Annotated in this window: 12 protein-coding genes and 1 tRNA gene; 7 read left to right on the top strand and 6 right to left on the bottom strand. The window is 65.8% G+C overall.

Features of this window, described 5'->3' with window-relative positions; translation table 11 throughout:
• The first annotated feature begins 17 nt into the window (after positions 1-17).
• On the top strand, positions 18-1,412 hold the full coding sequence (locus M9902_RS00130; RefSeq protein WP_297220213.1) for a class II fumarate hydratase: 1,395 nt from the start codon (positions 18-20) through the stop codon (positions 1,410-1,412).
• Positions 1,413-1,425: 13 nt separating this feature from the next.
• Complete coding sequence (locus M9902_RS00125) at positions 1,426-2,325, top strand: MBL fold metallo-hydrolase (protein WP_297220211.1); 900 nt, start codon at positions 1,426-1,428, stop codon at positions 2,323-2,325.
• A gap of 90 nt (positions 2,326-2,415) precedes the next feature.
• On the opposite strand, the gene M9902_RS00120 is transcribed toward M9902_RS00125, so the two are convergent.
• The 3 genes from M9902_RS00120 to M9902_RS00110 all read right to left on the bottom strand — a co-directional run bounded on the left by M9902_RS00120 (position 2,416) and on the right by M9902_RS00110 (position 3,808).
• Positions 2,416-2,775 carry a hypothetical protein gene (locus tag M9902_RS00120; protein WP_297220209.1) on the bottom strand — a complete coding sequence of 120 codons (360 nt, stop codon included), beginning with the start codon at positions 2,773-2,775 and terminating at the stop codon, positions 2,416-2,418.
• The gene (locus M9902_RS00115) at positions 2,772-3,062 is read right to left on the bottom strand and encodes a DUF6516 family protein (RefSeq protein WP_297220207.1); all 291 of its coding nucleotides are present in this window, start codon (positions 3,060-3,062) and stop codon (positions 2,772-2,774) included. Before M9902_RS00115 ends, M9902_RS00120 begins: the two co-directional genes overlap by 4 nt.
• Positions 3,063-3,181: 119 nt before the next feature.
• Positions 3,182-3,808: a TonB family protein gene (locus M9902_RS00110; protein WP_297220205.1), complete on the bottom strand. Its 627-nt coding sequence runs from the start codon at positions 3,806-3,808 to the stop codon at positions 3,182-3,184.
• A gap of 112 nt (positions 3,809-3,920) precedes the next feature.
• Here M9902_RS00110 and serS point away from each other — a divergent pair, with 112 nt between their 5' ends.
• Complete coding sequence (serS, locus tag M9902_RS00105) at positions 3,921-5,201, top strand: serine--tRNA ligase (RefSeq protein ID WP_297220973.1); 1,281 nt, start codon at positions 3,921-3,923, stop codon at positions 5,199-5,201.
• A 5-nt stretch (positions 5,202-5,206) separates the two neighbouring features.
• Here the strand turns inward: serS and M9902_RS00100 are convergent, their stop codons facing one another.
• Positions 5,207-5,821, bottom strand: a complete 615-nt coding sequence (locus M9902_RS00100) for a DUF4440 domain-containing protein (RefSeq protein ID WP_297220203.1) — start codon at positions 5,819-5,821, stop codon at positions 5,207-5,209.
• Between the two features lie 736 nt (positions 5,822-6,557).
• On the opposite strand from M9902_RS00100, the gene M9902_RS00095 reads away from it, so the two are divergent.
• Positions 6,558-7,472 carry a LysR family transcriptional regulator gene (locus tag M9902_RS00095; protein ID WP_297220201.1) on the top strand — a complete coding sequence of 305 codons (915 nt, stop codon included), beginning with the start codon at positions 6,558-6,560 and terminating at the stop codon, positions 7,470-7,472.
• A gap of 18 nt (positions 7,473-7,490) precedes the next feature.
• Here M9902_RS00095 and M9902_RS00090 read toward each other — a convergent pair whose 3' ends face one another.
• A complete protein-coding gene (locus M9902_RS00090; protein ID WP_297170869.1) occupies positions 7,491-7,985 on the bottom strand; it encodes an Lrp/AsnC family transcriptional regulator in 495 nt (164 codons plus the stop codon).
• Between the two features lie 157 nt (positions 7,986-8,142).
• On the opposite strand from M9902_RS00090, the gene M9902_RS00085 reads away from it, so the two are divergent.
• From M9902_RS00085 to M9902_RS00075, 3 genes are all read left to right on the top strand, one after another.
• Positions 8,143-10,830, top strand: a complete 2,688-nt coding sequence (locus M9902_RS00085; protein ID WP_297220198.1) for a tryptophanase — start codon at positions 8,143-8,145, stop codon at positions 10,828-10,830.
• Positions 10,831-10,961: 131 nt separating this feature from the next.
• Complete coding sequence (locus M9902_RS00080; RefSeq protein WP_297220196.1) at positions 10,962-11,486, top strand: sigma-70 family RNA polymerase sigma factor; 525 nt, start codon at positions 10,962-10,964, stop codon at positions 11,484-11,486.
• 27 nt (positions 11,487-11,513) lie between these two features.
• Positions 11,514-12,179, top strand: coding sequence for a hypothetical protein (locus M9902_RS00075; protein ID WP_297220194.1), 666 nt, complete (start codon positions 11,514-11,516; stop codon positions 12,177-12,179).
• A gap of 161 nt (positions 12,180-12,340) precedes the next feature.
• Here the strand turns inward: M9902_RS00075 and M9902_RS00070 are convergent.
• Positions 12,341-12,430, bottom strand: a tRNA-Ser gene (locus M9902_RS00070).
• Positions 12,431-12,456: the final 26 nt, after the last annotated feature.

The following is a 12,456-nucleotide window of genomic DNA, read 5'->3' as shown; positions in this document are numbered from 1 at the left end:
CACCGGAGCTTCCAGACATGGCCAAGGCCAGCAAGGCCCGCAGCGGCTTTCGCATCGAACACGACAGCATGGGCGACCTGCAGGTGCCTACCAGCGCCCTGTGGGGCGCGCAGACCCAGCGCGCGGTGGAGAATTTCCATATCTCCGGGCGGCCGATGCCGGCGGCCTTCATCCACGCCCATGCCCGTCTGAAGGCCGCCGCCGCCGAGGTCAACCTCGGGCTGGGCGTGCTGGATGCCGCCCGTGCCACCGCCATCATCACCGCCGCCAACGCGATTGCCGGCGGTGCCCACGCCGAACAATTCCCGATCGACCGCTATCAGACCGGCTCGGGCACCTCGACCAACATGAACGTCAACGAGGTCATCGCGCACCTGGCCAAGGGCGCCAAGGTGCATCCCAACGACCACGTCAACCTCGGCCAGAGCAGCAACGACACCATCCCCAGCAGCCTGCGGGTGATGGCGGTGGTGGAGACCACGGACGAACTGCTGCCTGCGCTGGCGCACCTGCGCCACACCCTCGACCAACAGGCCAAGGCCATTGGCGGCACGGTCAAGACCGGCCGCACCCATTTGATGGACGCGATGCCGCTGACCTTCGCGCAGGAATTCGGCACCTGGTCGGCGCAGCTGCACTCGGCGCAGGGCCGCATCGAAGACAGCCTCAAACGCGTGCGCCGGCTGCCGATCGGCGGCACCGCGATTGGTACCGGCATCAACGCCCATCCCAAGTTCGGCAAGGGCGTGGCCAAGGCGCTGGCGAAGGCGACCGGCGCGAAGTTCGAACAGAATCCCAATACCTTCGAAGGCCTGGCCGCGCACGACGATCTGGTCGAACTGTCGGGTCAACTGAGCGCGCTGGCGGTGGCGCTGATGAAAATCGGCAACGACCTGCGCTGGATGAATTCCGGCCCGCTGGCCGGCCTCGGCGAAATCGAGCTCAAGGCCCTGCAACCGGGCAGCTCGATCATGCCGGGCAAGGTCAACCCGGTCATTCCCGAAGCGCTGTGCATGGTCTGTGCGCAGGTCATGGGCCTGCATCAGGCCAATACCGTGGCTGGGCAGAGCGGCAACTTCCAGCTCAACGTGATGCTGCCGCTGCTGGCCTGCAACCTCGACGAAGCCATCGGCCTGCTCGCCCATTCCATGCGCGAACTGGCCGACAACGCCATCGCCACCTTGAAGATCCGTAAGGACAAGGTGGCCGAAGCGCTGGACCGCAACCCCATCCTCGTCACCGCGCTCAATCCGGTGATCGGCTACGAGAAAGCCGCGAAAATCGCCAAGCGCGCCTACGCCGAAAACCGCCCCGTGCTCGACGTGGCGCTGGAAGACAGCGGCCTGACCGAAAAGCAGCTGCGCAAGCTGCTGGACCCGGCCGCGCTGACCAAGGGCGGGATTCAGGGCTGAGGCGCGCCTGTCGATGCCATCGAAGCCATCCATCGACAAATATCGCGCCGCCGCCCTCAAGCGCGCTGCGGCGCGCAAGCCAGGCGCGACCACCTTGGTGATGCTGGGCACCGGCATGCCGCGCCCGGATCCGGCCTGCTTCGGGCCGGCCACGGCGGTGGTGTACGACGGCCGCGTGTTCCTGTTCGACGCCGGTGCCGGGGTGATGCGGCGGATGGCGGCGGCGGGGCTGTCGATTCGCGGACCGGAGGCGGTGTTCCTCACCCATCTGCACAGCGACCACACCCTCGGCTACCCCGATCTGATCCTGACCACCTGGGTGATGGGCCGGCGCGACAAATTGCAGGCCTACGGGCCGCGTGGCCTGAAGAAGATGACCAAACACATCCTCGCCGCCTGGGACGAGGACATCCACGTGCGCATCGAAGGCCTGGAGCGGCAGACCACCACCGGCTACAAGGTCGCCGTGCACGAATTCGATACCGGCGTCATCTACGACAAGGACGGCGTGAAAGTGACCGCCATCCCGGTTGAACACGGCTGCTGGAAGCACGCCTACGGCTTCCGCATCGACACCCCGGATCGCTCCATCGTGATTTCCGGCGATACTCGCCCGACAGAGGCAATCGTCGAAGCCAGCCGCGGCGTGGATACCCTCGTCCACGAGGTCTATCCGCACACCCAAGCCCTGCCAGAGCTGCGCATCGGCGGCGAAGTCTGGCCCACCTACATGGGCGACTTCCACACCTCCGACATTGAACTGGGCGTGATCGCCGCAATGGCCAAACCCAAGCGGCTGGTGCTGCACCACATCGTCCGCCACGGCGATGACGACGCCGAACTGCTGGCCGCCATCCGCGCCGGCGGCTACAAGGGCCCGGTGATCGTGGCGCGGGATCTGGATTGTTTTTGAGGCGCGCCCTGCGCGCAACTGTCACCGCGCCCTGAACTCGATCGACACACCCCGTCGGCGGTGGCGTGGACGCGTATGCAGGCGGGCGTGTCAGGCCGCCTTCGCGCCCAACGGAACATGGATTTCCAGCTCGTCGAACGGTGCCCGCACCTTGGGGCCGTCGCGCTCCACCAGCCCCAAGGCCATCAGCCGCTGCACATCGCCATGCACGTTGCTGTAGTTGCGCCCCAGGACCGCCGCCAGCCCGTAGATGCTCTGCGGGCCTTCGCGGCGCAGCGTTTCCAGCGTGCGCAGGCGTTCGGCGGTGAGTTCGGCAAATACTTGAGCTGCGCTCTCGAAGCCGATGCGAAAGTCCGCAGAATCGAGCTTGCCAGCCGCCAAGGCGCGGGCAGCAGCGACGGCGCGGCGGTGCATGTCCTGGTTGTTGGCGATTTCGATGATGGCTTTCATGGTGCCTCCTGGGTCAGTCGGATGATGTCGGCCTGGAAGTCCTCCAACAAGGCTTCCAGAGTGGTGAAGGCATACGGCTCCTCGTGTTCGCCGTAGTGACGATGATCGCCCTTGCCGGTTTCGTTGTCGTAGCGCACCAAACAATCGGATCTGTCCCCGCAATACAGCCGGAATTTCAGACCGTGCGGGCGCTCGTCGGTGGCTTCAGACAGAAGCCAGACCTTGCGCTGCACGATCCAGCGACCCATGACCACCTTGCTGTCGATGATGATGGTCGCGTCGGTCATATTGCATTATAAGCAATATATTGCGTAATAAGCAATAGGACAGCAGTGCAGGAAAAGGTGTCAGGGACAATTCGCCATTCACCCTTGAGGGGCAGCAACGGGTTCGTGAATTGGACCCCTCACCGCGCCCTGAACTCGATCGGCACCACCACGTCGGTGGCGATGGGTTGGCCGTTGCGGGTGGCGGGCTGGAAGGTCCAGCGGCGGGTGGCTTCGAGGGCGGCGCGGTCGAGGTTGCGGCTGCCGCTACTGGTGGCGATGTCGTTGCTTTCGACGCTGCCGTCGGTGGCGACGTGGATCTGCACCCAGACGATGCCGCCGATGCCACGCCGCTGTTCCACTGCCGGATAGCGCGGTGGCTGGTGGGTGAGCGGGATCGGGGTGGCGCGGTCGCTGGCGATAGTGTTCGGATCCGGCGCGGGCACCGGTGTTGCGACGGGCGCGGCCGGCCGTTGGACGATGCCGGGGGCGTCGGTGGGCTGTGGCGTTGCGGCGCTGGGCGCGGCATCGACGCGCAGGCCGCTGGCGCTGTTGCCGTCGGCGAGATCCGGGGCGATCGGGGCGGGCAGGGTGGCGTTCGGATCCTGCGCGGTGGCCGGATCACCCGGGGTATAGAAATCGTAGTCGTGGCGGGAGGACAGCCAGACGAACACGAACAGCACCAAGCCGGCCGCGAAGGCCAGCGCGAGCAATCTGGGCAGGCTCCACCGTTTCGGGGCGGCGGGCGGAGCGTCGAGTTCGGACATGGCCGGATTTTCGCACAAGCCGAGGGCGGGAGTGGCACGGTCACGCACCCGCTGCACGCAGGCGACCTGCCTCGGCGATAATGACCGTCTTTCCATGCGATCCCTGACTGCAATGCTCGATCCTGCACTGCTCCGCAACCAAGCCCCTGAACTCGCCCAACGCCTGCGCGCCACGCGCGGCTTCGACCTCGACGTGACTCGTCTGGAAACACTGGAAGCCGACCGCAAGCGCATCCAGGTGCGTACCCAGGAATTGCAGAACCTGCGCAACACCCGCAGCAAGCAGATCGGCATGCTCAAAGCGAAGGGCGAGGACGTGGCGGCGGTGATGGCGGAAGTGGCCGGCTTCGGCGAAGAGCTGAAGGCGTCGGAAATCAAGTTGGATCACATTCGCGGCGAGCTGGAAGCGATCGCGCTGGGCATCCCCAATCTGCCCGATGCCTCGGTGCCGGCTGGCAGCGACGAGACCGGCAATGTCGAGCAGCAGCGCTGGGGTACGCCGCGAGATTTCGACTTCGAAGTGAAAGATCACGTCGAACTTGGCGCGCGCCATGGCTGGCTGGACGGCGAGACTGCGGCCAAGCTGTCCGGCTCGCGTTTCACCGTGCTGCGCGGTCAGCTGGCGCGCCTGCACCGGGCGCTGGCGCAGTTCATGCTGGACCTGCACAGCGGCGCGCACGGCTACGAGGAGACCAACGTGCCGCTGCTGGTCAACGCCGATTCGATGCGCGGCACCGGGCAGTTGCCGAAGTTCGAGGAAGACTTGTTCTCGACCCAGCTGGGCGAGCACAAGCGCTACCTGATCCCGACCAGCGAAGTGCCGCTGACCAATATCGCCCGCGACGAAATCCTGGACGGCGAGCGGCTGCCGCTGCGGATGACCGCGCACTCGCTGTGCTTCCGCGCCGAAGCCGGTGCGGCCGGGCGCGATACCCGCGGCATGATCCGCCAGCACCAGTTCGAGAAGGTGGAACTGGTGAGCATCACCAAGCCCGAGGACTCCGACGCCGAGCACGAGCGGATGACCCGCTGCGCCGAAACCGTGCTGGAACAACTCGGCCTGCCGTACCGCCGGATGCTGCTGTGCAGCGGCGACATGGGCTTTGGCGCGACCAAGACCTTCGATCTGGAGGTCTGGCTGCCGTCGCAGCAGACCTATCGCGAGATTTCCTCCTGCTCCAACTGCGGCGACTTCCAGGCGCGCCGGATGCAGGCGCGCTGGCGCAGCCCCGCGACCGGCAAGCCCGAGTTGGTGCACACGCTCAACGGTTCGGGCGTGGCGGTGGGGCGCGCCCTGATCGCGGTGATGGAGAACTACCAGAACGCCGATGGCAGCATCGACGTTCCGGAGGTGCTGCGGCCTTACATGGGCGGTGCCACGCGGATTGTCTGAGGCAGTTACCGCTTGCCGGATGCGGGCATGCTGCTGGTCCAGATCTCGCGGTAGACCTTCCAGCCTTCGCCATCCAGTTTCCAGATGGCGATGAACTTGCCGCGATCGAAGTAGCCGCCCTTGGGGTTGGGGATGTCGTAATTGCCTTCCTCGATCACCGCGTCGGCGCTGCCATAGACGTCGATGGCCTTGACCGAGATGTCGATGTCGCGGTTGGCGCCGCCGTAGTAGAAATAGCCGCGAATCGCATCGAGGCCGCAGATGGTGGTCTCGTTGGCGGGCATCACGCAGGCGTCCTTGGTGTAGCGGCTGGCGTACCACGAGGCATCGTCCTTGCGGTAGCGGTCGCCGAAGGTCATGTTGGCGATCTCGATGCGCTGGCGCACGGCGTCGATGTCGAAGCCCGATGCGGGCTTGGCGTCGAGTGAATCGAACCCCGACTCGGATGCGGGCTTTGCGTCCTCTGCAGCGGTCGGGGCTTCGGCGGCATCCGGTGTTGCACTTGGCGCTGTGCTCGGCGTCGTGCTCGGGGCGGGCGTGGGCGCGGCGTTCGGGGTTTTTCCGCAGGCGGCCAGCAGCAGGCAGGCAGAGATCGCGGGGACGAGCAGGGCAGTGCGCATGGTCGGGATCCTTTGGATGGAACGGGGCTATTGAAGGGATGCGCAGTTCGGGGGCGTTTGCGGACAGGTGATTCGATACGTTCATGATGGGAACCACGAGAATCTGGATTTTTGCTCGTCATTCCCGCGCAAGCGGGCCGCTTCTGACAAACGAATGTTTGTCCAATCCATTGTTTTTTTACTCAACGGCTTGGAGATGCTTGATGCGGGCTCCGGTGAGATAAATGAGGTTTTCCGAGGTTCCCTGATGTGTTCTGGCCGACGACTCTTGATCGCCAATATCGTTTGGCGGTGGCCGTGGTGGTATCTATGGCAAGGCCGTGCCGCCGGCCCTTGGACGCGAATGTCCTCCGGCATCGTCCTGCGGACGACGCCTCCCCCTTGATTTCGCGTCCAAGGGCCGCCGTCCCGGCCTTTCTGCTATTCGGCAAGCGCTGCCAGTACACCAGCAGGGCGTGCTGCCGCGACCGTTGACGCGAAGTCAAGGAGGAGATGTTGGCCAATGGCCAACATCGGGGGACATGAGCGGCAACTGTCACAGCAGCACGACCGCGCGAGATCAATAGGAGATGCCGGCTGCAAGCCAATATCAGAGGGGGCATGAGCGCCATCGGTCACACAGCACGACCGCGCGAAATCAACAGCAAGCGGGCCTCGCCGTGACCTCAGTACGTTGCGTTTTTGCAACATATCGTGGTCGAATCCCGTTCATCGTTCCGTCAATCAGACTGCGTGGATGCAAAATCTCAATGATCTTTCGTACTTCGCAGCGGTCGTCGATCACGGCGGCTTTGCGCCGGCGGCGCGGGCGCTGGGGATCCCGAAATCGCGTTTGAGCCGCCGCGTGACCGCGCTGGAGGCCGAGCTGGGCGTGCGGCTGTTGCAGCGTTCAACCCGGCGGTTCGCGGTGACGGACGTCGGCATGAGCGTGCATCGGCACGCTCAATCGATGCTGGCCGAAGCGCAGGCGGCGCGCGAGGTGGTGGATCGCCTGAGCGCCGAGCCGCGCGGGGTGGTGCGGGTCAGCGTGCCGGTGTCGATGGCGCAGTTGCAGTTTCCCAAGATCCTGCCGGAGTTCATGGCGAACTACCCGGAAGTGCGTCTGCAACTGATCGTCAGCAACCGCCGCGTCGATGTCATCAACGAGGGCGTGGACGTGGCGATCCGCGTGCGCAGCCGGCTGGACGATGACGGCAGCCTGGTGATGCGCAGCTTCGGCCAGATCCAGGAACTGCTGGTGGCCAGCCCGCGCTACCTCGATCGCGCCGGCCGCCCGCGCACGCCCGAAGAACTGGACGGGCATGTCACCCTGTGTTCGAACGAGGACGAAGCGCGCCAGCGCTGGGAATTGCACGGACCGGACGGTGACGTGCGCCGGATCGAGCTGCGGCCGCGGGTGAGTGGGCACGACCTGCCGCTGATGCTGGCGCTGGCGCAGCGCGATATCGGCATCACCCTGTTGCCGGAAATCCTGTGTTCGGACGCGGTGCGCGCCGGTGCGCTGGAGGTAGTGCTGCCGGACTGGCGCCTGCCGCAGGGGATTGCCCACGCGGTGTTCGCCTCGCGCCGCGGCATGCTGCCGGCGGTGCGGGTGTTGCTGGATTTTCTCGCCGAACGGTTGCCGCCGCTGCTGGAAGCCGCGCGGCTTTAGGGCAGGAAGCCTGACCGCTCAACGGCGGTGGTGGTGCGCGTGCTCGCGCGGCCGCGGCACCGCGGCGGGCAAAGTGATCGTGCGGCCTGAGACCGGCGTGGACAGCACGATCGCGGTCGAGGTGGTGCCAAACGGCGTGAGCCGGTCGATCAGCCGTTCGAGGTCCTCGACACTGGCGAGTGCCACCTTGGCGATGAACGAATCGGCGCCGGTGCCGCGGTGGCATTCCAGCACCTCCGGCATGTTCTGCACGGTTTCGGTGATCCGGCGCAGCACGTCGCCGACCACGCTCATGCGCACGATCGCCAGGATCGGCCGCCCGACCTTGGCCAGGTCGATTTCGGCGCGATAGCCGCGAATCACGCCGCGCGATTCCAGCTGGCGCACGCGCTCGGCCACCGAGGGTGTGGACATGCCGACCGCGCGCCCGAGCGCGGCGAAGCTGGTGCGCCCGTCTGCTTGCAGCAATTCCAGCAGCTTCCAGTCGGTGGCGTCGAGATGTTTTTCAGACATTAGGAGAAATCCGCAATTTGTATTTGATTCTTAGCATGAATGAAGGAAAAGGCAACAATTTCGTATTAAACGGCTGACCAAGGCTTCCTACAATTTTTCCATGCCGGCGCGCCGTCCGCCCGCCGCGCGTCGATTTCACGCCAGTCAGGAGCCCCTCATGGCCACCCCCGTTCCCGTTCACGAGCCGCACAAGTTCAAGACCATCCGTCAGATTGCGTTTCCGTCGATCGATGCGCGCAAGCACAATCTCGCCGCGGCGCACTTCAACGTGTTCAATCTGACCCCGCCGCAGGTCAGTTTCGACATGGTGTCCTACGGCAGCGGCGCGATGACGCAGGAACAGCTGGCCGGCCAGTTCATTGGCGACGAGGCCTACGCCGGCGCGCGCAATTTCGAGACCCTGTGCGGCAACATCAATCGTGTCCTTGGTCACACCTATGTCTGCCCGACCCACAATTCGCTCGGCTCGGTGAAGATTCTGCTGCACGTGTTCGCCGAAAGCGGCCAGCGCCTGCCGAGCAATGCCCGCGGTCGGGTGGACCTGCACGCGCCGCGCGGGATCGAGCTGTACGACGTGCGCGACCACGGCCAGGACGTGTTCACCGGCAATTTCGACCTCGCTGCGCTGGAAGCGGGCATCGGCGCCAGCCGCCCGCCCTTCATCGGCGCCCAGGCCTTCGCCGACGGCCAGCATCCGGTCAGCCTCGGCAACCTGCGCGCGGCCCGCGCGCTGGCCGACCGCCACGGCCTGCGGCTGGTGCTCGATGTGTCGCGGGTGGTCGAAAACGCCTGGTACATCCAGCGCTACGAGCCGGGCATGGGCGACCGCACCATCGCCGACATCGTCAAGCAGTTCGCCAAGACCGCCCACGTCATCCTGATGGACGGTGCGCAGGACGCGCGTGCCAACACCGGCGGTTTTCTCGCCACCGACAACCCCGCCGACCACGAGCACTTCATCAACGAGATCGTGGTGTTCGAGGGCCTGCACACCTACGGCGGCATGGCCGGACGCACCATAGAAGTGCTGGCGCGCGGCCTGGCCGAGATGTGCGACGAGCCCACCGTGCAGTGGGCGATGCAGCAGACCGAGCGCTTCACCGCGCGTCTGCGCGCTGCCGGCGTGCCGCTGGAGCGCGGTTGCGATGGCGCCTACCTGCGCGCCGACGCGTTCCTGCCGCAGGTTGACCAGTACCCCGAACACGCGCTGGCCTGCGCGCTCTACCAGACCGCCGGCGTGCGCGCGCTGGTGCAAGGGCTGGCCGGACGCGGCGAACACCTGTTGCCGCTGCAGATCCCGCGGCTGGCGATGACCAACCGCCAGCTCGATCAGGTGGCCGATGCGGTGATCGCGCTGCATCGACAGCGTGAGCAGGTGCCGGCGCTGAGTCTGGAGCGGGATGGGCAATGGCACGATGAACTGCGCTTCGGCGCCGTGTTTGCCGATCTCGAACCGGTGGCGTTCGACTGCGAGCCGTATCTGGCCCATACCCTGGAACCGATCGCCGTCACCACCCGCGAGCAGCGCCTGCAGGCGATGCGCGAAGCCGGCTGGAACACCTTCCTGCTGCGTTCGGCGGATGTGGCGATCGACCTGCTCACCGATTCGGGCACCACCGCCATGTCCACCGCGCAGTGGGCGGCCTACGAGGCCGCGCTGCCGACCCCGGCCACCAGCAGCGCCTATCTGGAGTTTGCCGCGGCGATCCGCGATGTCTACGGCTACGAACACGTGCTGCCGACCCATCAGGGTCGCGCCGCCGAACAGATCCTGTCCGAGGTGATGATCCGCCCGGGTCAGATCGTGCCCGGCAACATGTACTTCACCACCACCAAGGTGCATCAGGAATACGCCGGCGGCGTGTTCGCCGACGTGATCGTCGACGAAGCCCACGACCCGACCTCGTCGTTCCGCTGGAAGGGCAACATCGACCTGGCCAAGCTCGAAGCGCTGGTGCAGCAGCACGGCGCCGCGCAGATCGCCTACATCTCGTTCGAGCTGAGCGTGAATCTGGCCGGCGGCCAGCCGGTGTCGATGGACAACCTGCGCGAGGTCTATGCCTGGACCCGCAAGCACGGCATCGCGGTGATGTTCGATGCCACCCGCGCGGTGGAAAACGCGTACATGATCCAGGCGCATGATCCGCGCTACAAGGACACCCGCGTCAAGGACATCCTGCGCGAGATGATGCTCTACGGCGACGGCGCCACCGTGTCCGGCAAGAAGGATTTCCTGATCAACATCGGCGGCCTGCTCACCTTCAAGGACAACGCCGAGTGGGCGCACAAGTCCGAAGCCAAGCTGCGCATCTACGAAGGCGGCGTGCGCGACGGCGGCCTGCCGGCGGCCGATCTGGCGGCGATGGCGCAGGGCGTGCGCGAGATGGTGGACGACCGCTATATCCAGGCCCGCGTCGGCCAGGCGCAGCGGCTGGCCGGCTGGCTGCGCGAGGCCGGTGTGCCGGTAGTGGAACCGACCGGCAGCCACGCGGTGTTCGTCGATGCGCGCCGCTTCCTGCCCCACGTCGATCAGGACGAATACCCGGCGCAGCGCCTGTCCAGCGAGATCTACATCGAAACCGGCGTGCGCACTATGGAGCGCGGCAATGTTTCCAGCGGCCGCGACCCCGACGGCAGCAACCACCACCCGGCGCTGGAACTGGTGCGGCTGACCCTGGCCCGGCGCGTGTATTCCGACGACCACCTGCGCGAAGTGGCCAACGGCATCATCCGCCTGTGGCAGCGCCGCGAATCCATCCACGGCCTGCGCTTCGTCTACGAACCCAAGGACCTGCGCTTCTTCCAGGGCCGGTTCGAGCCGATGGAGGCCGCGGCGGCAGTTTGAGGCGGACAACCTCGCAAAGCAGAACGGGCCGCAGGGCCCGTTTTGCTTGTTGGCATCAGGGAAACCTCTGCCGGGCGTGACTTTTTCAGCCGGTCTGCGAATCATCAAGACATCGGACCTTGGTGGCAGGCATGGATCACGGGCGACTCCAGCAGCAATTCGACGCCCTGTGGCGCGAACACCGGCGGATCGTGACCAAGGTGGCGCGCCTGTATGCGCGCAGTGCCGAGGATCGGGCGGACCTGGTGCAGGAGATTGCGGCGCAGCTGTGGCGGGCGTTTCCCAAGTTCGACGAACGCCGCGCGAAATTTTCCACCTGGCTGTATCGGATTGCCCTCAACGTGGCCATCTCGAACCTGCGCCGTGCCGGCGGCGACCCTGCCCGTACCGAATCTCTGGAAACCGCCCAGATCGAGACCTTGCCGGCGCCCTCCAGCGAATTGCCGGATGATCGCATGCAGGCGCTGCAAGCCTGGATTGCGGAACTGGATCCATTCAATCGGGCGTTGATCCTGCTGCATCTTGAGGATCGCAGCTACGCGGAGATTGCCGAGGTGCTCGGGATCAGCACCACCAACGTGGCCACCAAGCTCAATCGCATCAAGCAGCGTTGGCGAGCCGGGCTGGCCGACCGCGCGCCGGCGTCGTCGGCGTGAGACCGCCAACCCTGCAGGAGAATGACCATGAACAATGATGAGATGAAACAGCTGTGGACGCAGCTGCAAGCCTGCGAAGCGCGGATTGAAGGGCATTTGCAGTCGGAATCGGCGCGTCGCGGTCGTCACGCCGTCCGCGGTGCACTGCGCTGGAGCCTTGCCGTCGGTTGGCTGGAACTGGTCGTCTGGATCGCGTTCACCGCGCTGGCAGCCACGTTCTGGGTGCAGCATCGCGGGGAACTGCATTGGCTCGCGATCGGGCTGGTGTTGCATGCGTATGGAATTGCGGGAATTTGGGCGTGCGCGACCCGGTTGTTGCTCACCACCCGCATTCACCTGTTTGATGCGCCGGTGACGGTACAGCAGCGCCGGCTCTCCGAATTGCGTCGGTTCCAGGTGTGCAGCACGTTGGCGCTCGGGCTGCCTTGGTGGTGCCTGTGGCTGCCCGTGGCGCTGGCGATTGCCAGGCAGTGGGGTGGCGTGGACGGTTTCGCCGCTGGCTCGACCTGGTTCTGGCTCACCTTGTCCGTGGGCGTCGTCGGCATGCTGTGGAGCCTCTGGCTGGCACGGCGGGTGGCGGCGCGGCAGCGGCGTTCACCGTTCTGGCAGCGCATCGTGGATGACCTGAGCGGTCGCAGCCTCGCGCGGGCGACGCGCGAAATGGAGGCGGTAGCGGCGTTTGCGCGGGAGTGATGCAGCCGCTGGGCGTGCGCTGGAGGATCGGCGGAAGCGGTGAGATTGATTCGGCCCGTCCCTGGGCCTCACCCCGCGCTGCGCGCGGGGCAGCCCGTGGCTGTCCAAATCGGCAATCCTGCCGATGTGTCGAACTCACGTTCGCGGTGGGCGGGAGAAATTGGCGGAAGCGGTGAGATTCGAACTCACGGATGGTTTGATCCATCGCTGGTTTTCAAGACCAGTGCCTTAAACCACTCGGCCACGCTTCCGGAATGTCGCAATTTTCGCACGGCGG

It is taken from the genome of Thermomonas sp., from assembly GCF_023953935.1.
GTDB lineage: Bacteria > Pseudomonadota > Gammaproteobacteria > Xanthomonadales > Xanthomonadaceae > Thermomonas.
This window is presented reverse-complemented; position numbering and strand designations above follow the sequence as displayed.